Origin of the sequence: Campylobacter sp. RKI_CA19_01116 (genome assembly GCF_025771405.1) — a bacterium.
Lineage (GTDB): Bacteria > Campylobacterota > Campylobacteria > Campylobacterales > Campylobacteraceae > Campylobacter_D.
The window spans coordinates 161,573-184,774 of the sequence record NZ_JAKMQF010000001.1; the positions used below are offsets into that span (position 1 = coordinate 161,573).

Below are 23,202 nucleotides of genomic sequence, written 5' to 3' on the forward strand. Positions count from 1 at the left end.
CCTTGGTGTTTTTTCATTTGCTATGCTTAAACCTGAACTTTCCTCACTTTGCTTGATAATTTATGTATTAACATATAAAAAGGTTTGCTCATCACAAATTGCTTTTTCATTTTGTATATCTTGAAAAGTATTGATAAGTCCAAAATTTTTTATTAATTTAAAAGATGAGTTTTCAATGCTTATAGATGATATAGCATGGGTTGATGAGCTAGTGTGATTCCAAGTGTGTATGCCTAAGATTTGATAGTTTTTTAACTCTTTTGGGAAAATAATTTTTTCATTAGCTTTAATCTTTGTAGTTTTTTCACAAAAAAATGAGTTTTTATGCTCTATTTTGGTTAAATTTGAAGGTGCAAAGATATGATATTTTCTTTTTGAGCAAATGATATCTTCTTTGGATTTTTTAAAGTTATGTAAATTTTTAACGATGTTTTTTCCAAGCTCTTGCATAGCTAGTGGCATAGGGTGGAATTTATAGTTTTGATCAAAATCATAAAGATTATTTTTTTGGTAGTAAAAGTCTACATCGATTAGATTAAAACCATAATAAGCACAATTTTTCCTATGAGCTTCATTGATAGCTTTTGATTTATCATTGCAAGCTGGTATGGGGAGTATAAGTACTATGGTAATTTTGTTTGCTTTGTAAAGTTCTTCGTAAAAATAATCAATATTTCTAAGTATAATATTTAAACTCATAGGACTTAGATAATCGTTGATATTTGATTCGCTAATGAGAAAATCACTTTTATTTATAGTATCTTTATGGCGTATTAACTCATAAAGATTTTGTAAAGAAGTGCTAAGCCCTAAAGCATAATTATGTAGTGTAATGTCTTTATTTTCAAGACCTATCCTAAGACCATTTTTAACTACACTATTGCTACCACCTAGTAAGATTATATCCATAAGTTCTTTCTTGTTTATAAATTTTTATTTATTTTATAAAATATTTTTTAATGAATAATTTCAGAGCAAAAACCCCTTATTTTGCCTTTAAATAAGCATTTGACAAAGATAACAACTTTAGCTATATTTTTAAATTCATTTTGAGTTTATTTGGGATTTTAATGGATAAATTGTGTCAAAAAAGAGATGTTTTTTATATAGCTGGTTATGATCCTAGAGGATATAGGCATTATTATGCTATGTTTAAAAAAAATTTAGTCGAGCAAAATGCACTTTTAAATTATGATTATACTTTATCAAAAGCTCAGATTAATGCATATGCTTTTTGGCAAATTCAAACCCCATATACAAACACCACTTATACTTTTTTAGGTTGGAATGATATAGTTAAAAAAAACTGGTCAGAAGGTATAGAAGATGCTTTGAGTGATTGTTATAGTTTTTTTAGAATTTATACCATCACAGGACTTTTTTTAAAATTTGGTAAAGAATCCCCGCACCAACTTATCACAGGTTATTATCCATTTTTTTATGTACTTTTGAGTTTGATTTTTACTTTAGCTTGTGCTTTTGGAAGCTTGTTTTATTTGCAAAATTTTCATATTGTTTTGGGAATTTTAGCCTTTATTTTATCATTAGTATTTTTGCCAAAAATGCTTTATAAATTAGGCAAGAAATTAGCTGTTTTTTGGATAGCTAGAATTTGTTCTTTTTGTGCAAACTGGGAGAAAAATTCCCAAGGCGAGCTTGAGTTAAGAATGGATGATTTTGCTAGGGTTATTTTTGAAAAACTAAAAGAAAATGTAAATGATAAAAATTACGAACTCATCTTAAGTGCGCATAGTGTAGGAACGGTACTTTGTATAAATGTTTTAGCAAAAGTGCTTAGAAAATGTGAAAAAGAAAATGTTTCTTTTAAAAATTTAAAGGTTTTAACTCTAGGTGAGTGTATACCTTTGGTAAGCTATCAAAAAAGATCTTTTGAGTTTAGAAAAGACTTAGAGTATTTAGGAAGTAAAAATTTAATATGGTATGATTTTACTTCTATTATCGATGGGGCTTGTTTTGCACAAGTTGATTTCATACGTACAAGCGGGGTAAAAGCACAATTTAGCCCAAAATACCTTTCGGCTAAATTTCATACCTTATATAAAAGCAAAGATTATAAAAAAATCAAAAAAGACAAATATAAAGCACATTTTTTATATTTATTTGCTACACAAATTCAAGGAGTATATAACTTTTTTGAATTTATCATAGGCAAAAATAAACTAGAAGAAAAAATCAAATAGGAGAAAAACATGGGTCAGTGTCCCTTTCATCCAAAGCCTTATAAAAATAAAGCTTCTACATTAACCACTTTTTTACTAAAAAGAAGATCATGGCTTGATGGGCTTTATGAGCGAAGCTATAAAATGATGATGGGCAGAGTAAAAATGCCTGGATTTGATCTATATGTGGTAAATGATCCAAAAGAAGTTAGACGCATTATGGTAGATGAGGTTAGAGAATACCCAAAAAGCCAACTTTTGCATGAGCTTTTAGAGCCACTTTTAGGCATAAGCATTTTTACAACTAATGATAGAGTATGGGAAAAGCAAAGAGAGCTTTTAAGACCTTCTTTTGAAATGACAAGGATTTCTAAGGTTTTTAATTTGATGAGTGAAGCAGCTTCAGATATGATGGCAAGATTTGCAAAGTATGAAGATAAAGCGATTATAGAAGTAGATGAAGCTATGACTTTTGTGACTGCAGATGTGATTTTTAGAACCATCATGTCATCAAAACTTGATGAGCAAAAAGGCAAACTTGTTTTGGATGCTTTTGTAACTGTGCAAGAAGAAACAGTTAAAACAGCTATGCGAAGAATGTTTCGTTTCCCAACTTGGCTTTCAAATCTTTTGGGCGAGAGAAAAAGACTTAAAGCAGGTGGAATTATACGCAAGGTTTTATCAGATATTATAAAACCAAGATATGATAATGCCCTAAATGATCAAGGAAAATATGAAGATATTTTATCATCATTGCTTATGGTAGTAGATGCAGATACTAATGAGAGATTTTCTTTTAATGAAATTTTAGACCAAGTTGCCATGCTTTTCTTAGCAGGCCACGAAACTACTGCAAGCTCGCTAACTTGGACGTTATATATTTTAAGTATTTCTCCAGATGAGCAACAAAAAGCTTATGAAGAAATCATGCAAGTTGCGGGTGATGAGGAGTTTAAAATAGAGCATATTAGAGCGATGAAATATCTTACTAATGTTTTTAAAGAAAGTTTAAGACTTTATCCACCAGTTGGCTTTTTTGCTAGAGAAGCAAGAAATGAAAGCAAAATGAGAGATAAGCTTATCAAAAAAGGTTCAGGTGTAGTAGTAGCTCCATGGCTTATCCATAGACATGATAGTTTTTGGGAAAATCCACATGAGTTTGATCCAAGTCGCCATGAAGATAAAAGTAAGATTAAAAAAGACACTTATATGCCTTTTGGTATGGGAGAGCGTGTGTGTATAGGGCAGGGCTTTGCTATGCAAGAGGCTGTTTTGATTTTAGCTAATATTTTAAGGACTTATAAGTTAGAATTAGAAGAAAATTTCGTACCTGATATTGTAGGAAGACTAACTATAAGATCAGCAAATGGTATGAATATAAGATTTATAAAAAGGCAAAAATGAAAGAAAAGTTAGCAGGAACTATACTACTTTGTGCTATCGTTCCTTTAGCGGTAATTAGTTATCTTTTTATTGTTATAGTGGGTACTTTTGGTAATCCTGCTAGGGTTAGACAAGGTGTGAGAGCGCTTGATCATTTTGTCAATGCTACTTTGTTTAATGGTTATGCTTGGGAGTCTTTATCATCTCATGCTTGGAGAGAACGCGATAAAAGATGGGCTAAAATAGTTATTAAAATCACAGATTTTTTTGACAAAAATCACTGCCAAAAGGCAAATAAAAGAGAACAGCCTATAGTAGATTTAGTTTTAGAAAGAAAGCTTACCGAACAAACTGTCGGTAAGCAACTTTAATTTTCTCCAAATAAAGCTTTAAGATTTTTGAATGCTTCTTCTTGGTTATTAGTTTTATCTTCATTATTTACTTCATTAAGCTCTATCTCATATCCAAGAAGCATGCTAGCTAAGCGTATATTAATACCACTTTTTCCTATGGCTTTGCTTTTTTGCTCACTATTTAGCGTTACAATAGCTTTTTTATCTTCAATACTAACCGAGTTTATAATGGCTGGAGCTAAACTTCTTGTGATTAAAATCGCCATTTCATTAGAATACTCAATGCAGTCAATATTTTCATTTTTTAATTCTTTGCTTACAGCATTGATTCTAACTCCTTTTATGCCTACAGTTGCTCCTACTGCATCAACACTTGGGCTATTAGCTTGTAAGATGATTTTTGCTCTCTCGCCCGGAATTCTTGCACTTGCATAAATATTTATAAGACCATCTTTGATTTCAGGAACTTCAGCTTTTAATAAAGCTTCTAAAAATTTAGGGCTAGTTCTACTAAGCTCCATTCTCATACCCGATTTATCAATATATACATGTCTAATAACAGCTTTAATCACATCGCCAACTTTAAATTTTTCACCTTTGATACGATTTTTTCTAGGTAAATATGCACGAAACTCATCAATTTCTACATAAGTATTTTCTTCACTATCTACTCTTACTACGCTACCAAAAACCATATGTCCTACCATTTTTTGGTATTTTTCATAGATTTTTTCTTCTAAGAGTTTTTGAATGTTATATTCTAATTCTTTATGTAAGATATTTACAGCAGTGCGGCCTAAATTTTCTAAAGAGCATTCATAAGTTAGCTCATCGCCAATTTCTACATCTTTAGCTTCTGCTCTTGCTTTACTTAAAGCGATAAAATGCTCATTTTCATTTTCTAATCTTTCATCATTATCAGCTACTACGATGATTTTTTGATAAAGTTGTAAATTTTTACCTGAATCAACAAAAAATTCATACTTATCACCATAAATTTTCTTAGCAGTATTAATAAGTGCTTTTTTAACTCTTTCTCTTACATCTTCTATTTGTAAATTTTTCTCATTAGCAATGGATTCAATTATATCTGTGATTTTTTCCATAATGACAATACAACCTTAATTTTGGATTTTAAAAGTTTGAAGAATAAAATTATATCTTTAATAAGTTTAATTAAAAGTAAAATTTGCTATAATTTCAGATTAAAAAAACTTGAGGATGATGATATGGATTTAAAAATAGCAAGAACCTCTGTTGATGAAAAGCCAAAAAGTATAAGTTTAGAAAGTATTGAAAAGGCTGTAGATAAAGAAGGTCAAAAATTTTTCTATTTTGATAAAGACAATGCACATAAGCAATTAATCGCTTTAGTAGAGCATTTTGAAAAAAAAGGAAAATGTGTTTATCATAGAACGATCAAATATGGTTTAGATGATACAGATTTTATGTATGAGGTACACATTCTTTGAGTAAAAAACTTTTTATACAAACTTTAGGTTGTGCTATGAATGTGCGTGATTCAGAGCATATGATAGCTGAACTTAAAGAAAAAGAAAATTACGAATTAACTCAAGACGCAAAAGAAGCAGATTTGATTTTAATCAATACTTGCTCGGTACGTGAAAAACCCGTGCATAAGCTTTTTTCAGAAGTTGGAAGTTTTGAAAAAATCAAAAAAAATGGTGCTAAAATAGGAGTTTGTGGTTGCACTGCCTCACATTTGGGAGATGAGATTTTTAAGCGTGCTCCAAATGTGGATTTTGTTTTGGGTGCTAGAAATGTTTCTAAAATTACAAAGGCTGTAAATACTCCAAAATTTTTAGGTAATGATATAGATTTTGATGAGAGTAATTATGCTTTTGCAGATTTTAGAAATAGCCTTTATAAAACCTATATTAATATCTCCATAGGTTGTGATAAGCATTGTACTTATTGTATAGTGCCTCATACAAGAGGAGATGAGATTTCCATACCTTTTGAGATTATTAAAAATGAAGCATTAAAAGCTGTTTCTAAAGGTGCTAAAGAGATTTTTTTACTAGGACAAAATGTTAATAATTATGGCAAAAGATTTTCTAATGCACATGAAAAGATTAATTTTTCAGATCTTTTAGAAAGACTAAGCGAAATCGAAGGTTTAGAGCGTATCCGCTTTACAAGCCCACATCCATTGCATATGGATGATAGATTTTTAGAGGTTTTTTCTAAAAATCCTAAAGTATGTAAGTCTATGCATATGCCTTTACAAAGTGGTTCGAGTGAAATTTTAAAAGCTATGAAACGTGGTTATACTAAAGAGTGGTATTTAGATAGAGCATTGAAATTGCGTTCTATGTGTGAGGATGTGAGTATTTCTACTGATGTGATTGTAGCTTTTCCAGGTGAGAGTGATAAAGATTTTGAAGATACTATGGATGTACTTGAAAAAGTGCGTTTTGAGCAAATGTTTTCTTTTAAATACTCTAAAAGACCACTAACTAAAGCTGCAACTATGCCAAATCAAATTCCTGATGATATAGCTTCAAAACGCTTGAGTATTTTACAAGCAAGACATACAGAAATTTTAGATGAAATTGTTGCAAAACAAAAAGATAAAGAATTTGAAGTTTTATTTGAAGAATTAAGAAGCGAAGGTTTTGTAGCAGGTAGAAGTGATAATAACTTTTTGATTCAAGTTAAAGGTAGTGAAGAGTTATTAGGACAAATGAAAAAAGTAAAAATCACCAATCCTAGGCGTATGGTGTTAAATGGCGAAATCCTTTAAGATTAATCTTTTAGCTTTTGGAATTTTTTTATTACAATGGCTGATTTTTTTAACTTGTAGAAAGGTTTATTTAGGGCAAAAGCTTCCAAAAAGATCATGTGTGATACTTTTTTGGCATGGGCGTCTTGCTCTAATGCCTTTTGCCTATCGTAAAATGGGTATTAAAGGAAAAAAGGCTTATGTGATGATTTCACACCATAAAGATGGAGAAATCATTGCTAGAAATATTGCCTTTTTTGGTTTGGATACTTTAAGAGGTAGTACAAGCAAAGGTGCTTTAGCTTTATTAAAACAATCTTTTAAAATTTTAGATCAAGGCGATGATGTGATTATCACTCCAGATGGGCCAAGAGGACCTTATCATAGTGTTTCAGATGGTTCTGTGATGATAGCTTTGAAAAAAAATACTCCACTTTTTTTGCTAAATTATGAAGCAAGTTCTTTTTGGGAATTTAAAAGCTGGGATAAAATGATCTTACCTAAACCTTTTTCTAAGATTACCTATAGACTAAGTGAAGAAATTAAAATACAAAATTTAAATTTAGAAGAAGCTAAAGTATTGATAAAAGAAAAATTTGATATGATAAGTCAAATAGACAAAGGATAAACACTATGTTATCTTTTTTTAGAAAGTATATTTTACAACTTTTAGTTTGTATTTGCTATGATGAAAAACAATACATTATAAGATGTCATACTTGGAAAAAATCTCAAGCTGTGGATACTTTTGAAAAAAGCTTTGAAGATAAAGAAAAAGCCATAGAATATGTAAAAAATTTAACTAAAGATTTTCAAATTTATTATATATGTACTTTTTTTACTCCTATTGCTCAAGGCGTTGTGCCAAGCTCAAATTTTAAAGATCTTTCTAATTTTGGTGTCGATGCAAGTAGTGTTAAGTGTATTTCTTTTAATAATGGTTTATTGTATGCATCTAATCATTCTTTAAGCTCATATGAGCAAGATTATGAGGCTTTTGGCGGTTTAGATTTACTTTATTCGCCTTTTTCTTTGCTTTATCATTGTATGGCAAATAGAGGTTTTGAAGAAAAAATAGGCCTTTATGTATATAGATACCATGATTTTGTTGCGATGTTAATTTGTAAAAATGAAGCTATATTATTTGGAAGTTATTTTAATATAGCGAGTCAAAATTATAATGAAGATGATTTTTTTGATGATATTAAAGAAGAATTTGATTTACAAATTGATGATGAAAATCAAGAAGAAGAAAATGAGCAAAATTATGACCTAAAAAGTTTAGAAGAAATGAGTCAAGAGCTTGATAAACTTGAGGAATTAGATGAAGAAAAAGAAGAGCTTCCTATGGAATCTTTAGAAAATTTTAGCTCAGATATGAAAATGATAGAATACATCATCTCAAGTGTAAAAGAGTTTTATCAAAATCCTTTGTATGATAATAGCTTTTTAGAAGAAATTGTGATTTTTGATGAAGAAAGTTTTAGTCCGACCTCGCTTGATTATTTAGAAAATGAGCTTTTTATAAAACCTAAAGTAGAACTTGTAGATACTTTAAATTTGATGAATGAACTTATGGTGAAGGACTTAAAACTATGAGATATAGTCTAATCAAACCTAAGATAAAACCTGTTTTTAATCTTTTTACTAGAATTTGGATTTATTTTACTAGTATTAGTGTTGCTTTGATTTTTGTAGTATTTATTGTGGTGGTTTTTAAAAGCTATTATGCGTCTGTGCAACTTGATAATAAAAAAGAAGAATTAGCTCAAATTATCGCACAAATTAATGCTAATAAGCTTAAATATCAAGAATTAGTAAGACAAAATGATAAAGCAGAGTTAATTTTGGGAGATTTAGAGCAAGAACAAGAAAATGGTAAAAATAAAGTTTTATTAAAAAGTATTCAAAATCTTTTTACTCTAGTGCCTAAAAACATATCTTTAGATGAGGTTTTAATGGAAGATAGATCACTTATTTTAAGAGGCATTACACCTACTAAAGAAATGTTTGCGTTGTTATTAGAGGCTCCATTAAGAAGTATTTTTTCCAATTCTCAAACAAGTTATTATCAATTAGAAAATGGGTGGTATCGCTTTGTAAGTGTAAATATCACTATACCAGAGGAAATGTATGAGCAAAAACGATAAGAGCTTAGAAGAAGCTGATGTATTAAAGATATTGATTTACTCTTTTTCATTTGTTGCACTTTGTGCGATTTTGATTTTATTTTTAATCGTACCTTTTTTGAAAGATTATAAAATCGAACATTCAAGATTAGCAACCCAGCAAATTCAAAACACTAAAGCAATAAATGAGTTACAAGCTTTAGAAAAAGTTATTGATGAGTTTCAAAAGGTGAATGCGCAAAATTTAGCTCAAATCAATACAGAATTTTCACAAAAAGAATTATTGGAATTTATAAAAAATTACTTTGATGATGTAAAAATCAATCTCATTCCTATTAAAAAAGAGCAAGAGTATCTAAAATATCAATTTGGAGCTAATGTAAAGATGAAAAATCCTCAAGCTTTTTATTCTTTTTTAAATGATTTGCAAAGATATAAAAATTTAATAGAAATTAGCACTCCTGTAGAGTTTAAATCCGAAGAAAAACACATCAATCTTAAATTTAAGATCAAAGTGTTTTACGCACAAGCTATTCAAAAATGATTACTTCATTATTTTGATAAGGAGTAGCTTTTTCTTCTTTTTTATCATCTTGTTTTACATCTTGAACTTCTGAGTTTTCTTGTGTTTTTGGTTTTTCTTTGATTTCTTTTATACTCGTTTTTAAACTAGATGCGATTTCTTTATAAAAAGCAACAAAAACTTTATCAATTTCTAAAGCACTTGCTGCAAGACTTTCATTAACTTGGGTTGGAACAGCACTGTATACCTCTCTAAAGCTTTCTATGCTTGCTTGTCCTTTTATAGGATAATTTAAAATAATAGGATCGTTTAATTTTGCTGAGCTTGTTGTACTTTGGAAAGTATCTTCTTGGTGCAAATTGTTTAAATGACTTTGAGCTTCTAAAATAATCATAAAAGAAGATTCCACACTATCGCCTCCAAGACTTGAATTTCTTGTAACCTTATCTTCATATAAACTAGCATTGATAACTATATTAAAAGCATAATCAGGATTTTCATTATCTATAATATATCCTTTACTTTGAAGCAATGCTTTGCTATCTTCTAAAAGTTGTTTTTTGAGTAATTCTAAGCTTTTATTAATTCTTTGATTTAGGGTAGATTGCTCAAAATATGAACTATAAAAAGTATTTTTTATAATTTCTACATCATTGATTTTGACTTTAGGACTATTAGCATTTGTGTTGTTGTGTTCTTCAAAAGTACTTTTAAAATTTGGCATAGAAATATAATAAGTTTTTTGATTACCAGTGCAAGCACTTAAAAATAAAATTATGCTAAAAAATAATAATATTTTTTTCATTTTCTCTCCTTTTGATTTTTATAATTATAACAATTTTTTGCTATATTATATGTTTTATAATAAGGGCTTTTTATGGAATTTTGGCAAAATATTTATGCAAATTTTGATGTGGTAGCTTTTGAAATTTTTGGTTTAAAAGTGCATTGGTATGGCATTATGTATGTGTTAGCTTTGCTTGTTGCTTTAATGGTCGCCAAATATTATGCGATTAAAGACAATATGGGAATTTCTAAAGCTATGCTTGATAGCTATTTTATATGGGTAGAAATAGGGGTGATTTTAGGTGCAAGATTGGGTTATATTTTAATTTATGATGCGCATACTTTATGGTATCTTACTCACCCTTGGCAAATTTTTAATCCCTTTTATAATGGAGAATTTGTAGGGATTAGGGGTATGAGTTACCATGGAGCTGTTGTTGGATTTTTAATAGCAACTTATGCTTTTTGTAAAAAAAATAAGCAAAATTTATGGAAATATTTAGATTTAGTTGCTATTAGTGTACCATGTGGATATATTTTTGGTCGTATTGGAAATTTTTTAAATCAAGAATTATTTGGTAGAGCTACGGAAGTGCCTTGGGGTATTTATGTAGATGGGATATTGCGTCATCCTTCACAACTTTATGAGGCATTTTTAGAAGGTTTTGTAGTTTTTGCTATTTTATTACTAATAAAAAAATATAAAAAATACAATGGAGAATTGATTGCTTATTATACGATTTTGTATGCTCTAGCGCGCTTTGTATGCGAGTTTTTTAGAGAGCCTGATTTTGGTATAGGCTTTGTTGCTTTTGGTATGAGCATGGGTCAGATATTGAGCTTATTAATGTTTTTATTAGGACTATTTTTATCTTTTTATTTAAGAAATATTAAAAAAAATTTATAAATTTTTATTTATTTTAAGAATAAAAGTTCTATAATTGCTCCGATATTAAAACTTATCAACTTTTAAAAGGAGTAAATATGAGCCAACTCATTGAAGGTTTTTTAGGCAAGAGTATTGATGGCAAAAAAAGCAAAATGCCAGCAAAACTTGACTATATTCAAAGTGCGACAGGCTTAATTTTAGGTTTGTTTATGTGGGCACATATGTTGTTCGTTTCTACCATTTTGGTTAGTGATGATTTTTTTGATTCAGTGGTTCACTTTTTAGAACTAAAATTTATCATTAATAGCCCTATGATGAGCTACATCACTTCTTTCTTGGCTGCCTGTGTTTTGGTTATTTTCTTTGTGCATGCGGGTCTTGCAATGAGAAAATTTCCTATTAATTTCAGACAATACCAACTTTGTAGAACACACTTAAAATATATGAATCATGGTGATTCTTCTTTATGGTGGGTTCAAGCTGCTACTGGTTTTGTAATGTTTTTCTTGGGTTCTGCGCACTTAATTTTTATCATTACTAATGCAGATAAAATCAGTGCTGATATGTCAGGTGATAGAGTAGTGAGCCATTTTATGTGGTTATTTTACATTGCCTTATTAATCTGTGTTGAGTTGCATGGTAGTATTGGTCTTTATAGATTATGTGTAAAATGGGGTTGGTTTGAAGGTAAAGATGCAAAAGAAAGTCGTAAAAAACTTAAAAAAGCAAAATGGTTTATTAGTATTTTCTTCTTAGTTTTGGGTGTATTAAGCTTAGCTGCTTTTGCAAAAATAGGCTTTAATAATTACCAAAACAACTCTGTAGTGCAAATAGTAAAAACTTATGATGGAGCTAAATATGAACATACAATATAGTGATGCTTTAGTTATCGGTGGTGGTCTTGCAGGTTTAAGAGCTGCTATTGAAGTTGCAAAAAGTGGTCAAAGTGTAACTTTATTAAGTATTTGTCCAGTTAAAAGATCTCACTCAGCTGCTGTACAAGGTGGTATGCAAGCGAGTTTAGGAAATAGCGTTAAAGGCGAGGGAGATAATGAAGATGTGCATTTTGCTGATACAGTAAAAGGATCTGACTGGGGCTGTGATCAAGAAGTTGCAAGAATGTTTGCACAAACTGCTCCAAAAGCTGTGCGTGAGCTTGCTGCTTGGGGTGTGCCTTGGACTAGGGTTACAAAAGGACCTAGAACTGTAGTTATCAATGCTCAAAAAACTACCATTGAAGAAAAAGAAGAAGCACATGGTCTTATAAATGCAAGAGACTTTGGTGGTACTAAAAAATGGAGAACATGTTATATTGCTGATGCAACAGGACACTGTATGCTATATGGTGTGGCAAATGAAGCGATTAAACATCAAGTTAAAATCATCGATAGAATGGAAGCAGTAAGAATTATCCATGATGGTAAAAAATGTCTAGGGGCTATTGCTAGAGATTTAACTAATGGGGAATTAATCGCTTATGTTGCTAGAGGAACTATGATTGCAACAGGTGGTTATGGTAGAATTTATAAACAAACTACAAATGCTGTTATTTGTGAAGGTACAGGAGCTGCTATTGCTTTAGAAACTGGACTTTGCAGACTTTCAAATATGGAAGCAGTGCAATTTCACCCAACTCCAATCGTACCAAGTGGTATCTTACTAACTGAAGGTTGTAGAGGTGATGGTGGTATCTTAAGAGATGTTGATGGTTACCGCTTTATGCCTGATTATGAGCCTGAGAAAAAAGAACTTGCAAGTAGGGACGTTGTAAGTCGTAGAATGATGGAGCACATTAGAAAAGGAAAAGGTGTAAAAAGTCCTTATGGAGATCATTTATGGCTTGATATTTCTATCCTCGGTCGTGCTCATGTTGAAAAAAATCTTCGCGATGTTCAAGATATTTGTAAAACATTTAATGGTATTGATCCTGCTGATGAGGGTCCAAAAGGCTGGGCACCAGTTTTACCTATGCAACATTACTCAATGGGTGGTATTAGAACTAAACCAACCGGTGAAAGCCAATGGCTAAATGGTCTTTTTGCATGCGGTGAAGCAGCTTGTTGGGATATGCATGGATTTAACCGCTTGGGTGGAAATTCATGTTCAGAAACTGTTGTTGCAGGTATGATCGTGGGAGATTATTTTGCACAATATTGTAAAGAAAATGGTAATGATATTGATACAAATATCGTTAAATCTTTCCTTTCTAAAGAGTATGATTACTTAAAATCTCTTGTAAGTAAAGAAGGAAAACATGATGTATTTGAAATCAAAAACAGAATGAAAGACATTATGTGGGAAAAAGTAGCTATCTTTAGAACAGGCCAAGGTCTTGAAGAAGCGGTTAAAGAGCTTGAAGAGTTATATCAAAAATCACTTGATTTAAAAGTACATGATAAAGAATTAAAATGTGCAAATCCAGAGCTTGAAGAAGCTTATAGAGTTCCAAGAATGCTAAAAATTGCTTTATGTGTTGCTTATGGTGCGCTTTTAAGAACAGAAAGTCGTGGGGCTCATTATAGAGAAGATTATCCAAAAAGAGATGACTTAAATTGGATGAAAAGAACAAATACTTACTGGGTAGAAGGTGAAAGTATGCCTAGAGTTGAGTATGAAGATCTTGACATTATGAAAATGGAAATCCCACCTGCATTTAGAGGTTATGGTGCTAAAGGAAATATCATTGAAAATCCATTAAGCGAAAAACGCCAAGCTGAAGTTGATGCGATCCGTGAAAAAATGGAAGCAGAAGGCAAAGGTAGATATGAAATTCAACATGCTTTAATGCCTTATGAATTACAAGCTAAATTTAAAGCACCAAATCAAAGAATAGGAGTTGATTATGAGTAGAAAATTAACAATAAGAGCATTTAAATATAATCCATTAAGTAAAATTTCTAAGCCTCATTTTGTTACTTATGAGCTTGAAGAAACTCCATTTATGACGATTTTTGTGTGCTTAACTCAAATCAGAGAAAAAATGGATGCGGATTTGAGTTTTGACTTTGTATGTAGAGCAGGGATTTGTGGAAGCTGTGCTATGATGATCAATGGTAAGCCAAAACTTGCTTGTAAAACATTGACAAAAGACTATCCAGATGGCGTTATAGAGCTTATGCCTTTACCTGCATTTAGACACATAAAAGACTTAAGTGTTAATACAGGTGAGTGGTTTGATGGTATGTGTAAACGCGTTGAAAGCTGGGTGCATAATGAAAAAGAAACAGATATTTCTAAACTTGAAGAGCGTATTGAGCCAGAAGTTGCAGATGAGACTTTTGAACTTGATCGTTGTATAGAGTGTGGAATTTGTGTTGCTTCTTGTGCAACTAAGCTAATGAGACCTGACTTTATCGCAGCTACTGGGCTTTTAAGAACAGCTAGATATTTACAAGATCCACATGATCACAGAACCATAGAAGATTTTTATGAATTAGTGGGCGATGATGATGGTGTGTTTGGATGTATGTCTTTACTTGCATGTGAAGATAATTGTCCAAAAGAACTACCTTTACAAAGCAAAATCGCTTATATGAGAAGACAGCTTGTCGCTCAAAGAAACAAATAATCTTTGCCCCCAAGAAAAGGGGGCGCTTAAAACCTTACTAAAACAAATTTGGCAAAATCATAGTGTTTATCTTGATACAAATACACTTTTTGATGAAAGTTTAATTGATGCTCAAAAAGCAGCAATTCTTTTAAGTACTAATCTTGATAATTATGAAAGATTTAGTGCTTTAAATGAATTTAAAAGTTTGATGAAAAGTTTAAATTTACGCTTAGATCTTTATGGCATTCAGTATGCACAGGTTTGTTTTATTAATGCTTTAAATTTAGGAATTTTAGATAAAAACGAGCTTTTAAAATCCTTGGAAAAACTTCAAAAAATCACTGATAATACTTTAATATATGCTTTTGTATCTAGACAAAAAGTCATTCAAAAAGATTACAAGCAAGAAGTTAAAAACTCACATCAAACACTAGATCTCATTAATCAAAACTTACAAGAGCTTTGCGAGGATGAAAAAGCTAAAAAACTCTTACAAGAAGCTTTGGTTAAATTTAGTAATATTGATTTTTCTATCGCGGTAACAGGTGTAGTAAATGCAGGTAAATCAAGTATGCTAAATGCACTTTTGAAAAAAGATTTTTTAGGTGTATCTAATGTGCCTGAAACTGCAAATTTGAGTGTTTTAAAATACGGCAAAGAGCAAAAAGCTAAGATATATTTTTGGAATGAAGAAGAATGGCAAGAAATTTTAAAAAGTTCTAAAGATAATCAAGATATGCAAGATCTTATAAAACAATTAGAACAAAATTTTAATCTAAATGAATATATCGAAAAAGAAAATAAAAATATAGAAATAAAAATTGAAGAATTAAAAAATTACACTAGTGCAAAAAATAAAATTTCAGCACTTATTAAAAAAATAGAGCTTTTTTCATCGCTTGATTTTTTAAAAGATAATGTTTGTATAGTTGATACTCCAGGACTTGATGATGTGATTATCCAAAGAGAGCTTTTAACAAAAGCGTATATAAGTAAGGCTGACTTTTTAATTCATCTTATGAATGCTTCTCAAAGTTTAAGTCAAAAAGATTGTGATTTTATTATAGAATGTTTGTTAACTTCAAGGGTAAGTAAGCTTTTGATTGTGCTTACTAAGGCTGACTTGCTTAGTCAAAAAGACTTGCAAGAAGTAATTAACTATACTAAAAATAAGCTCAAAGAAAATTTAGCACAAAAGCAGCTTAGCCAAGAATTATTAGATAATGTAGATTTTGTGTGTATTTCTTCAAAACTAGCTAATGATTTTTATCAAAAAAAAGGTGGAAATTTAGAACAAAGTAATATTTTAACACTAGAAGAACTTATAGCTAAAAGCTTATATGATAAAAACAAAATCGCTCTAAGTGCTTATAAAAAAGAATTATTATTGCATTTAGAAAAAATAGAAGAAAAAATTAAATTTTCTAATAAAATGCTAAATTATGAAAGCTTTGAGTTTGATAAACAAAATCAAACTATTATCAATGATTTTAAAGCAAAAAAAGAAAAATTAATGCAAGTAAAAGCAGAGCTAAGTGCTATTTTTAGCACAAAAGATGAAAATACTCAAGAAATTTTAACGCTTTTGCATTTGCTAGCTAAGAAATTAAAAGAAAAACTTATAGATGAGCTAAAATATAATCAAAATAATAAAATCAAAAACAACACTCAAAGATTAAATACTATCATTGATACGACTTTAAAAGATGGAATTTTTGATCTTTTAAGAGAGTTAAAACAGCAAAGTGAGTATAAGGTCAATGAGTTTAAAAACACTCTAAGTGTGAAATATGATTTTTTAAAAGCTATTTTAGAGCAAAATTGTGATGATTTTAAAAGTAAGGTTGAAACAAAAATAGAAAGCATTTTCACTAATGATCTTTTTATGACATTAAAAGCGGAGCTTTTAAAAAATTTAGAATCAACTCAAGATATTTATAAACTAGAAAGCTCTTTAGAAAATCAAATTTTAGAAAAATTACAAACATTTAATATAGAAAAAATTGCCTTAGATTTAAAAAATAATCAAGAATTTTTTACTAATTTAGAGCTTAGTTTAAATTTATACGAAAAAGAACAAGAAGAACAAATCAAAGACTTAAAAGACTTGATTTTACAAATAGAGCAAAATGAACAAAACTCCAAAGAGCTTTTAGAAAAAAACAATACAAAATTACAAAGTTTAAAGACTTTAAAAACGGAGCTTTTAAATGCAAAATGATTTGATTAATGATTTTTTAAAAGCTTATGAAAATGCTTATTGTAAAAGTTTTGATGATAGTTTTGAAGGAAAGATTTTAGCAATAAAAAATGCATTTTTAGAACCGAGTTTGCATTTAAATGATGTCTTTTTAAAAGATCTTGAGATGATCATAGCTAGCTATAAAAGAGCCATTAATGTGGCCATTATAGGGCAATTTTCCAGCGGTAAATCCACGCTTTTAAATTTGATTTTACAAAAAGAATGCCTGCCAACAGGCGTGGTGCCGGTGACTTTTAAGCCCACTTTTTTACGCTATGCTAAGGAGTATTTTTTAAGAGTTGAATATGAAGATGGTAGTGATGAGATTGTAGATATAGACGAGCTTTCTAAATTTAGCGATCAAAGAAATGAGCTAAAGGAAACTAAAAGTTTGCACCTTTTTGCGCCTATTGAGCTTTTAAAAGATATCACGCTTATAGATACCCCAGGTTTAAATGCAAACACCACCGACACGCTAACTACTTTTAAAGAGCTTTCTTTTATGCATAGTGCTATTTGGCTTAGTTTGATTGATAATGCAGGTAAAAAAAGTGAAGAAGATGCTATAAAAGCAAATGCCAAGCTTTTAGAGCGTGGTGGGATTTGTGTGCTTAATCAAAAAGATAAGTTAAGTCAAGATGAGCTAGAAAATGTTTTAAATTATGCGCATTTAGTTTTTGATAAGTATTTTGAAAAAATCATCGCAATTTCATGCAAAGAAGCAAAATTTGATTTACAAAAGTCAAATTTACCTTTGCTTTATGAGTATTTAAAAGAACTTGATTATGAGCGCATTAAAAAAGATTTTATTAAAGAAAAACTTGGTAATTTATGTGAACTTTTGTCAAATCAATATGATTTGTTTCAAAATGCGCTAGAGCAATTAGAGCTTAAATTTAATACTATTTTGCAAACTTTCAAAGTAAGCAAGCTAGAGCAAAAAATCAAAATTTTAAATCATAATTGTTTGGATAAATTAAAACTTGTTGGAGAAAAAATCGCCCAAGAAATTTTAAAATTTATTAAAGAAAAAGATAGTAATTATTATAAAGAAGCTAAGGGTTTATTTAAGAAAAATCTTTATGAAAAAGTTGCTTATAAAGCACCATATCTTTCAAGCGATGATGCGTTTTTGGCTATGTTTTATAACTCTGAAGTAATGAATAAGGAATTTAAAAGATTAAAAAATGAAATCGCTTTAGAATTTAGTCAAATTAAAGATGATTTTTCCTTATTTTTTACTCATTTAGAAGAGCAAATTTTGCTTTTTAAAGCTCAATTTTCAAATTTACAAAAAGAAAATGCCTTAGAAAGTGAAAAAGAATTTGCTAGTTTTAGAAGCTTTGCTAGTGCTAGCGAGGAGCTTTTTTTAAAAGATTTTAAGCAATTATTGTTTAAAAGCCAACTTGAACTTGATTTATTTTTAGAAAAGCTTAATCTAAAAGCTTTAGCAAATTATGAAAGCGCTACTAAACTTACTTTGGGATTTTTTAGCGCTAAAATGAATGCGAGTAAAGAATTTTACGAGCTTGATAGCACTGAGTTTAGCTTATATCATCCAAAAGCAAGTGAAGTGCATCAAAGGGTATTAACTGAGCTTAATGTATATGAATTTGAAGATTTGCTTTTAAATAAGCCTGTAGTTTTAAAAATTTATAAAAATTATATGCAAAGCTTTGTTGATTTTATTGAAGCTAAAAGGCAGATTATTTTGAATTTAAAAAGTGAATTTGATGCTAAAAAATCAATGATTTCTAGTATCAAATCCCAAATTTCTAAGCTTTAAAAATTTTTTCTAAGTGTGCTTTATAATTTGTGAAATACTCTTGCACTTGAGGATTTTTGATTACATCATTTGCTATGAAAGTAGGTAAAGCACTCATTCCTAAAAACTCATGTGCTTTGTGAAAGTGTAAATACACTCCATCAACCCCAGCTCCATTAAAGAATTCATTCTCATCATCAAAAGCTTGTATTGGAGCATTCCAAGTTAGCGAAAGCATATATTTTTTATTTTTTAAAAGCCCACCACTTCCGTATTTTTTACTTGCATCATCTCTGCTTCTACCATCGTTTTTATAAAACACTCCATGTCCTGCTGTGAAAACATCGTCAATGTATTTTTTCACTATCCAAGGCTCTCCCATCCACCAACCAGGCATTTGCCAAATCAAAACATCAGTATTTAGAATTTTTTCTACCTCATTGTTTGTATCATAGCCTTGATCTATATGTGTTTGCTGGGTTTGTAAACCAAGATCTTTTAAGGTTTTAAGTGCAAGCTCATGCAAGCTCGTGTTTAGTCTTCCTTTAGAGTGTCCAAAGTCTTTTGCGCCGTTTAATAATAATACTTTTTGCATATTTTATCCTTTTGCGTTTTTTGAAATTATAATTTAACTATAATTTTATTTCAATACTGAAATTTATGTAAGATACTATACTATAAGAAAGTGTAATTATATTTTTATACTTTTAAGGCAGAATGTATAGAATAAGTATTTTTACTTTTTGATCTTGAAGTTAGAATATGCTGAAATATATTATAAATTAAATCAATGTGAAGCATTTTGCTTCACGTATTATTTTTCGCTACTGTCTTTTTCTTTTTTCTTTTTCCATAAATGAAGCGCAGCTCCGCATGCACCACCAACAATAGCAGCAATGATAAGATTTGTGATGAAATCCATCAAAACCCTTTTTAATGTGTATTCATTTTGATAAAAAATGATTTTGGATTATAATATAAAAAAGCATAATACTATATTAAAGGAAAGTATATGGAAGAAAAGTGCGATTTTACAGAATGCGGGTTTAACTATACTTTATCTTTGATTTCAGGCAAATATAAGATGAGTGTTTTGTACTGTTTATTTCGTTATGAAGTTGTAAGATATAATGAGCTTAAAAGATATCTTGGCAATATTTCTTTTAAGACTCTAACGCATACTTTAAGAGAGCTTGAAAATGATGATTTAATCACGCGTAAAGAATACCCACAAATCCCTCCAAAAGTAGAATACCGCCTTGCTAAAAAAGGACAAAGCTTGATACCTATTTTACAAGCGATGTGTGATTGGGGTGAGGCAAATCAAAAGGAAGAAAAATGATAGAATTATTAGATGGTATAAATTTAGAAAAATACATGGGTACATGGTTAGAAATGGCTAGAAAACCTGCCTTTTTTCAAAAAACTTGCAAAAGTGCTAAAGCAGAATATGAGCTAGAGTATGAAGGCTCTACGCCTATAATTAAAGTCAAAAATATATGCACTAAAGAAAATGGAGAAATCTCTCAAGCAAATGGCAAAGCCAGGGTAAAATCACCAAGAGCTTTAGCGGTTAAATTTAGTATTTTTATGAATGTTTTTAACAAGCCAAATTATGAGATTATTTACATTGATACAAATTATCAAGTTTCTATTGTAGGTAGTCCTGATAAAAAATATCTTTGGATTTTATCAAGAGAGATTTTAGCAAAAGAGCAAATAAACTCTTTGCTTGAAATAGCCAAGCAAAGAGGTTTTGATACTAGCGATGTGATTTTTGATGAGTATTAATTTTCTGCGCTCATATCGATTACATAGCGGAATTTGGCTTTTCCTGAAGTGAGATTTTCATAAGCTTTGTCAATCTCACTTGGTTTGATGATTTCAATTTCAGGATAAATTCCATGTTCTAAAGAAAAATCAAGCATTTCTTGAGTTTCTTTAATGCCTCCAATAAGCGAGCCATATACTTTTTTACCTGCTTTAAATACAAAATGAATGATGTTAATGCTAGGACTTACTTCATGCGGAGGTAATCCTACTATAGCCATCTCACCACCAAATTTTAACAAATCCATATAAGCTAGCGGATCATAAGGGGTTGGTATAGTAGAGATGATGAGATCAAATCTTTCTTTTACCACGCTTTTGTCTGTACTAGTATAAAAATTACTCACACCCATAGCTAGAGCTTCTGCTTTTTTGTTTTCATTTCTTGCAAAAACACTTACTTTTGCCCCCATTTTTACAGCATATTTAACTGCCATCATACCAAGCCCACCAAAACCTGCTACGGCTACACTTGAACCTTCTTTTATATTTGAAAATTTAAGCGGTGAGTAGGTAGTAATACCCGCACAAAGTAAAGGCGCTACTTTGTCAAGCGGAGCATTTTTTGGCACATTGATAGCAAATTTTTCACTTACTACGATGTTGTTTGAGTAGCCTCCATAGGTGTTTTCATTATCATGAAATACATCTTTGCAGTTATAAGTGTAGATGGTTTTACCATTTTCGCAAAATTGTTCTTGAGATTTTTTGCATGCTTCGCACTCTCCACATGAGTTTACCATGCACCCAACCCCAGCAAAATCACCTACTTTAAATTTACTCACATTTTCACCCACTGCGATAACTTCTCCTGCTATTTCATGGCCAGGTACGCAAGGGTAGGTTGCCTCGCCCCATTCGCTTCTTGCGGTATGTATGTCACTATGACAAATTCCTGCGTATTTGATAGCGATTAAGATATCGTTTTTACCTACTTTATGGCGTGTAAATTCAAAAGGTGTGAATTTAGAATCCCTGCTAAGCATGGCATAACCTTTACTTTTAACACGACCATTTTCCAAAAAGATTTTTGAGTCCATTTTCTCTCCTTTGTGGTTTTTGAAATTATAATAAAGCTAGGTTTTTATTGCAATAGGGAAAATGAAGTAAGATACTATACTCAAGGTGTGTAGAATTAATATGTTAAAAATTTTTGATTTTTTTAACATATTTTTTTATAATGTTAAAAAATTTTATAAATTTTAACATATGGAAAAAACATGAAAGAGTTTATACCGCCAAAACTACCTTTAGATATAAAATTAAACGCAAATATTTATAACCTTATCATCAAAGCTTCAAGAAAATTAGCTGAATTAAATGGACTTAGTAAAAGCATTCCAAACCCAAATATTTTAATCAATGCTTTAATTTTGCAAGAAGCTAAAGATTCAAGTGAGATAGAAAATATTATTACTACTCACGATGAACTTTTTTTATCTAAAATTGATGAAAAAAAACTCACAAGAGCAGCAAAAGAAGTAAAAGACTATGAAAATGCTTTAAAAAAAGGATATGAGCTTTTAAAAAAAGAGCAATTATTAAGAAATGCTCATATTTTAGAAATTCAAAAAAGGTTAGAAGGGAATAATGCAGGTTTTAGAAAACAAAGTGGAACCATGCTCAAAAATCCTATTACAGGTGAAATCAAGCATATACCACCACAAAATTTTGATGATATACAAGAACTTATGAAAAATTTAGAGCAATACATTAACGATGATACTCTAGATGAGCTTGATTTTTTAGTAAAAATGGCAATCATTCATTATCAATTTGAAAGCATACATCCTTTTTATGATGGAAATGGTAGAACAGGTAGGATTATAAATATACTTTATTTAGTGTATAAAGGGCTTTTGGATTTGCCTATTTTATATTTAAGTGCTTATATAGTTAAAAATAAAGATGAATATTACACTCTTTTGCAAAAAGTACGCGATGAAGGGGTAATTTTAGAATGGATAGAATATATACTAAAAGGCGTAGAGCAAACTGCTATAAAGACAATTGAAACTATCATTATAATAGAAAAAATGATGAACGATGTAAGTGATATTTTACAAAATAAAACAAATTTTTATAGTAAAGATTTTGTAGAACTTTTGTTTTCTCACCCTTATACAAAAATAGATTTTTTAATAAAAAAATTAGATATTTCAAGACAGAGTGCTTCAAAATATTTTAAAATTTGTGAAAAATTAGGGGTTTTAGAATGTGTTAAAATGGGTAGAAATAATTATTACATTAACACAAAACTTTTAGGACTTTTTAGAAAAGGAATTTTTTGATAGTTAGTATATTAAATTAAGGTTATGCGTGAAAAATTATGATATATATGTATATGATGAAAAGTGTAGATATGTTTTAGGAAAGAACTCAAATAGTATTTTACTATGCATAGGAATCAATCCTAGTATTGCAACTGATAAAAAATTTGATAAAACCATATTAATTTAAGAAAATATTTAAATTTTTTCATAGTTTCTTTCTTATCTATTTTATATCCTTGTTAAATTTTGCTTTAAATCATCAATTTTTAAAAATAACTAATTGGCTCTTGCGTTTTTTTTTTTTTTTGATATTATCATCCTTCGATTTTAATTAAAGGAGAAAAAATGGCTATTACTTTAGCTAAAATTAGTGTTTCTGGCTCATTTGTAGAGGTTTATGATGGAAACAGGAGACTTTATGCTAAACCAATAAATAAAAAATATGGTGATGCTTTGATGGGCTTTACAGGTTCTAGTGTTAGTATAAAAGAAGGCGCTTTTATTAAAACTTACGATGAAAAAGGAAATCAAATAAGTGCTCATCCAGCATAAA

At 29.9% G+C, this 23,202-nt stretch carries 25 protein-coding genes; 20 read left to right on the forward strand and 5 right to left on the reverse strand.

The features are described 5' to 3' along the window. Positions 1 to 60: 60 nt before the first annotated feature. Complete coding sequence (locus L8U41_RS00880) at positions 61 to 909, reverse strand: SGNH/GDSL hydrolase family protein (protein WP_263727565.1); 849 nt, start codon at positions 907 to 909, stop codon at positions 61 to 63. Between the two features lie 161 nt (positions 910 to 1,070). On the opposite strand from L8U41_RS00880, the gene L8U41_RS00885 reads away from it, so the two are divergent. From L8U41_RS00885 to L8U41_RS00895, 3 genes are read left to right on the forward strand one after another with little or no spacing between them, the layout of a single operon-like run. Further along, positions 1,071 to 2,201, forward strand: a complete 1,131-nt coding sequence (locus L8U41_RS00885) for a DUF829 domain-containing protein (protein WP_263727566.1) — start codon at positions 1,071 to 1,073, stop codon at positions 2,199 to 2,201. Positions 2,202 to 2,210: 9 nt separating this feature from the next. Beyond that, the gene (locus L8U41_RS00890; protein WP_263727567.1) at positions 2,211 to 3,584 is read left to right on the forward strand and encodes a cytochrome P450; all 1,374 of its coding nucleotides are present in this window, start codon (positions 2,211 to 2,213) and stop codon (positions 3,582 to 3,584) included. Continuing rightward, positions 3,581 to 3,934: a membrane protein gene (locus tag L8U41_RS00895; protein ID WP_039627957.1), complete on the forward strand. Its 354-nt coding sequence runs from the start codon at positions 3,581 to 3,583 to the stop codon at positions 3,932 to 3,934. Before L8U41_RS00890 ends, L8U41_RS00895 begins: the two co-directional genes overlap by 4 nt. Here L8U41_RS00895 and nusA read toward each other — a convergent pair. Beyond that, complete coding sequence (nusA, locus tag L8U41_RS00900; protein WP_039617565.1) at positions 3,931 to 5,022, reverse strand: transcription termination factor NusA; 1,092 nt, start codon at positions 5,020 to 5,022, stop codon at positions 3,931 to 3,933. The two genes, L8U41_RS00895 and nusA, sit on opposite strands and share 4 nt — an antisense overlap. Before the next feature lie 123 nt (positions 5,023 to 5,145). On the opposite strand from nusA, the gene L8U41_RS00905 reads away from it, so the two are divergent. Genes L8U41_RS00905 through L8U41_RS00930 form a run of 6 tightly spaced genes read left to right on the forward strand, consistent with a single transcriptional unit; the run spans position 5,146 to position 9,335 of the window. After that, positions 5,146 to 5,388 carry an HP0268 family nuclease gene (locus L8U41_RS00905; protein WP_039617566.1) on the forward strand — a complete coding sequence of 81 codons (243 nt, stop codon included), beginning with the start codon at positions 5,146 to 5,148 and terminating at the stop codon, positions 5,386 to 5,388. Beyond that, the gene (miaB, locus tag L8U41_RS00910) at positions 5,385 to 6,683 is read left to right on the forward strand and encodes a tRNA (N6-isopentenyl adenosine(37)-C2)-methylthiotransferase MiaB (RefSeq protein ID WP_263724179.1); all 1,299 of its coding nucleotides are present in this window, start codon (positions 5,385 to 5,387) and stop codon (positions 6,681 to 6,683) included. Before L8U41_RS00905 ends, miaB begins: the two co-directional genes overlap by 4 nt. Continuing rightward, entirely contained in the window at positions 6,667 to 7,290 is a 624-nt protein-coding gene (locus tag L8U41_RS00915) for a lysophospholipid acyltransferase family protein (RefSeq protein WP_257928654.1), read from the forward strand. Before miaB ends, L8U41_RS00915 begins: the two co-directional genes overlap by 17 nt. Before the next feature lie 5 nt (positions 7,291 to 7,295). Beyond that, the gene (locus L8U41_RS00920) at positions 7,296 to 8,261 is read left to right on the forward strand and encodes a hypothetical protein (RefSeq protein ID WP_263727568.1); all 966 of its coding nucleotides are present in this window, start codon (positions 7,296 to 7,298) and stop codon (positions 8,259 to 8,261) included. Further along, on the forward strand, positions 8,258 to 8,812 hold the full coding sequence (locus tag L8U41_RS00925; protein WP_039627963.1) for a hypothetical protein: 555 nt from the start codon (positions 8,258 to 8,260) through the stop codon (positions 8,810 to 8,812). The genes L8U41_RS00920 and L8U41_RS00925 overlap by 4 nt, the downstream gene beginning before the upstream one ends. After that, the gene (locus tag L8U41_RS00930) at positions 8,796 to 9,335 is read left to right on the forward strand and encodes a hypothetical protein (protein ID WP_263727569.1); all 540 of its coding nucleotides are present in this window, start codon (positions 8,796 to 8,798) and stop codon (positions 9,333 to 9,335) included. Before L8U41_RS00925 ends, L8U41_RS00930 begins: the two co-directional genes overlap by 17 nt. On the opposite strand, the gene L8U41_RS00935 is transcribed toward L8U41_RS00930, so the two are convergent. Then, positions 9,322 to 10,119 (reverse strand): membrane lipoprotein lipid attachment site-containing protein, encoded by a 798-nt coding sequence (locus L8U41_RS00935; protein ID WP_263727570.1) that lies wholly within the window; start codon positions 10,117 to 10,119, stop codon positions 9,322 to 9,324. The genes L8U41_RS00930 and L8U41_RS00935 overlap by 14 nt on opposite strands. A 72-nt stretch (positions 10,120 to 10,191) precedes the next feature. On the opposite strand from L8U41_RS00935, the gene lgt reads away from it, so the two are divergent. From lgt to L8U41_RS00965, 6 genes are all read left to right on the forward strand, one after another. Further along, a complete protein-coding gene (gene lgt, locus L8U41_RS00940; RefSeq protein WP_257928651.1) occupies positions 10,192 to 11,007 on the forward strand; it encodes a prolipoprotein diacylglyceryl transferase in 816 nt (271 codons plus the stop codon). Positions 11,008 to 11,084: 77 nt separating this feature from the next. Next, the gene (locus tag L8U41_RS00945) at positions 11,085 to 11,864 is read left to right on the forward strand and encodes a fumarate reductase cytochrome b subunit (RefSeq protein WP_263727571.1); all 780 of its coding nucleotides are present in this window, start codon (positions 11,085 to 11,087) and stop codon (positions 11,862 to 11,864) included. Beyond that, complete coding sequence (locus L8U41_RS00950; protein WP_066007209.1) at positions 11,848 to 13,839, forward strand: fumarate reductase flavoprotein subunit; 1,992 nt, start codon at positions 11,848 to 11,850, stop codon at positions 13,837 to 13,839. The genes L8U41_RS00945 and L8U41_RS00950 overlap by 17 nt, the downstream gene beginning before the upstream one ends. After that, positions 13,832 to 14,557, forward strand: coding sequence for a fumarate reductase iron-sulfur subunit (locus tag L8U41_RS00955; protein WP_012661078.1), 726 nt, complete (start codon positions 13,832 to 13,834; stop codon positions 14,555 to 14,557). Before L8U41_RS00950 ends, L8U41_RS00955 begins: the two co-directional genes overlap by 8 nt. Continuing rightward, on the forward strand, positions 14,535 to 16,760 hold the full coding sequence (locus L8U41_RS00960; protein ID WP_263727572.1) for a dynamin family protein: 2,226 nt from the start codon (positions 14,535 to 14,537) through the stop codon (positions 16,758 to 16,760). Before L8U41_RS00955 ends, L8U41_RS00960 begins: the two co-directional genes overlap by 23 nt. Further along, positions 16,750 to 18,567: a dynamin family protein gene (locus L8U41_RS00965; RefSeq protein ID WP_263727573.1), complete on the forward strand. Its 1,818-nt coding sequence runs from the start codon at positions 16,750 to 16,752 to the stop codon at positions 18,565 to 18,567. The genes L8U41_RS00960 and L8U41_RS00965 overlap by 11 nt, the downstream gene beginning before the upstream one ends. On the opposite strand, the gene L8U41_RS00970 is transcribed toward L8U41_RS00965, so the two are convergent. Continuing rightward, positions 18,557 to 19,141, reverse strand: coding sequence for an NAD(P)H-dependent oxidoreductase (locus L8U41_RS00970; RefSeq protein WP_263727574.1), 585 nt, complete (start codon positions 19,139 to 19,141; stop codon positions 18,557 to 18,559). The genes L8U41_RS00965 and L8U41_RS00970 overlap by 11 nt on opposite strands. Positions 19,142 to 19,558: 417 nt before the next feature. On the opposite strand from L8U41_RS00970, the gene rrpA reads away from it, so the two are divergent. Then, positions 19,559 to 19,888, forward strand: a complete 330-nt coding sequence (rrpA, locus tag L8U41_RS00975) for a MarR family transcription factor RrpA (RefSeq protein ID WP_087700365.1) — start codon at positions 19,559 to 19,561, stop codon at positions 19,886 to 19,888. Beyond that, on the forward strand, positions 19,885 to 20,337 hold the full coding sequence (locus tag L8U41_RS00980; RefSeq protein ID WP_214114847.1) for a lipocalin family protein: 453 nt from the start codon (positions 19,885 to 19,887) through the stop codon (positions 20,335 to 20,337). Before rrpA ends, L8U41_RS00980 begins: the two co-directional genes overlap by 4 nt. On the opposite strand, the gene L8U41_RS00985 is transcribed toward L8U41_RS00980, so the two are convergent. Beyond that, positions 20,334 to 21,416, reverse strand: a complete 1,083-nt coding sequence (locus tag L8U41_RS00985) for an NAD(P)-dependent alcohol dehydrogenase (protein ID WP_263727575.1) — start codon at positions 21,414 to 21,416, stop codon at positions 20,334 to 20,336. The genes L8U41_RS00980 and L8U41_RS00985 overlap by 4 nt on opposite strands. 180 nt (positions 21,417 to 21,596) lie before the next feature. On the opposite strand from L8U41_RS00985, the gene L8U41_RS00990 reads away from it, so the two are divergent. The 3 genes from L8U41_RS00990 to L8U41_RS00995 all read left to right on the forward strand — a co-directional run bounded on the left by L8U41_RS00990 (position 21,597) and on the right by L8U41_RS00995 (position 23,201). Continuing rightward, the gene (locus tag L8U41_RS00990) at positions 21,597 to 22,667 is read left to right on the forward strand and encodes a Fic family protein (protein WP_263727576.1); all 1,071 of its coding nucleotides are present in this window, start codon (positions 21,597 to 21,599) and stop codon (positions 22,665 to 22,667) included. A 28-nt stretch (positions 22,668 to 22,695) separates the two neighbouring features. Next, positions 22,696 to 22,836 carry a DUF1643 domain-containing protein gene (locus L8U41_RS07875; protein ID WP_412175016.1) on the forward strand — a complete coding sequence of 47 codons (141 nt, stop codon included), beginning with the start codon at positions 22,696 to 22,698 and terminating at the stop codon, positions 22,834 to 22,836. 158 nt (positions 22,837 to 22,994) lie between these two features. Further along, positions 22,995 to 23,201 carry a hypothetical protein gene (locus L8U41_RS00995; protein WP_263727577.1) on the forward strand — a complete coding sequence of 69 codons (207 nt, stop codon included), beginning with the start codon at positions 22,995 to 22,997 and terminating at the stop codon, positions 23,199 to 23,201. The last annotated feature ends 1 nt before the right edge of the window (position 23,202 follow it).

Excerpts from the sequence above, each read along its gene's own strand:
- L8U41_RS00915 (WP_257928654.1), top strand. The coding sequence starts at position 6,667 with ATGGCGAAATCCTTTAAGATTAATCTTTTAGCTTTTGGAATTTTTTTA.
- L8U41_RS00890 (WP_263727567.1), top strand. The coding sequence starts at position 2,211 with ATGGGTCAGTGTCCCTTTCATCCAAAGCCTTATAAAAATAAAGCTTCT.
- L8U41_RS00995 (WP_263727577.1), top strand. The coding sequence starts at position 22,995 with ATGGCTATTACTTTAGCTAAAATTAGTGTTTCTGGCTCATTTGTAGAG.
- L8U41_RS00880 (WP_263727565.1), bottom strand. The coding sequence starts at position 909 with ATGGATATAATCTTACTAGGTGGTAGCAATAGTGTAGTTAAAAATGGT.
- L8U41_RS00965 (WP_263727573.1), top strand. The coding sequence starts at position 16,750 with ATGCAAAATGATTTGATTAATGATTTTTTAAAAGCTTATGAAAATGCT.
- rrpA (WP_087700365.1), top strand. The coding sequence starts at position 19,559 with ATGGAAGAAAAGTGCGATTTTACAGAATGCGGGTTTAACTATACTTTA.
- L8U41_RS00950 (WP_066007209.1), top strand. The coding sequence starts at position 11,848 with ATGAACATACAATATAGTGATGCTTTAGTTATCGGTGGTGGTCTTGCA.
- lgt (WP_257928651.1), top strand. The coding sequence starts at position 10,192 with ATGGAATTTTGGCAAAATATTTATGCAAATTTTGATGTGGTAGCTTTT.
- L8U41_RS00945 (WP_263727571.1), top strand. The coding sequence starts at position 11,085 with ATGAGCCAACTCATTGAAGGTTTTTTAGGCAAGAGTATTGATGGCAAA.
- nusA (WP_039617565.1), bottom strand. The coding sequence starts at position 5,022 with ATGGAAAAAATCACAGATATAATTGAATCCATTGCTAATGAGAAAAAT.
- L8U41_RS00935 (WP_263727570.1), bottom strand. The coding sequence starts at position 10,119 with ATGAAAAAAATATTATTATTTTTTAGCATAATTTTATTTTTAAGTGCT.
- L8U41_RS00955 (WP_012661078.1), top strand. The coding sequence starts at position 13,832 with ATGAGTAGAAAATTAACAATAAGAGCATTTAAATATAATCCATTAAGT.
- L8U41_RS00985 (WP_263727575.1), bottom strand. The coding sequence starts at position 21,416 with ATGGACTCAAAAATCTTTTTGGAAAATGGTCGTGTTAAAAGTAAAGGT.
- L8U41_RS00990 (WP_263727576.1), top strand. The coding sequence starts at position 21,597 with ATGAAAGAGTTTATACCGCCAAAACTACCTTTAGATATAAAATTAAAC.
- L8U41_RS00930 (WP_263727569.1), top strand. The coding sequence starts at position 8,796 with ATGAGCAAAAACGATAAGAGCTTAGAAGAAGCTGATGTATTAAAGATA.
- L8U41_RS00895 (WP_039627957.1), top strand. The coding sequence starts at position 3,581 with ATGAAAGAAAAGTTAGCAGGAACTATACTACTTTGTGCTATCGTTCCT.
- L8U41_RS00980 (WP_214114847.1), top strand. The coding sequence starts at position 19,885 with ATGATAGAATTATTAGATGGTATAAATTTAGAAAAATACATGGGTACA.
- L8U41_RS00970 (WP_263727574.1), bottom strand. The coding sequence starts at position 19,141 with ATGCAAAAAGTATTATTATTAAACGGCGCAAAAGACTTTGGACACTCT.
- L8U41_RS00920 (WP_263727568.1), top strand. The coding sequence starts at position 7,296 with ATGTTATCTTTTTTTAGAAAGTATATTTTACAACTTTTAGTTTGTATT.
- L8U41_RS00885 (WP_263727566.1), top strand. The coding sequence starts at position 1,071 with ATGGATAAATTGTGTCAAAAAAGAGATGTTTTTTATATAGCTGGTTAT.
- L8U41_RS00925 (WP_039627963.1), top strand. The coding sequence starts at position 8,258 with ATGAGATATAGTCTAATCAAACCTAAGATAAAACCTGTTTTTAATCTT.
- L8U41_RS00905 (WP_039617566.1), top strand. The coding sequence starts at position 5,146 with ATGGATTTAAAAATAGCAAGAACCTCTGTTGATGAAAAGCCAAAAAGT.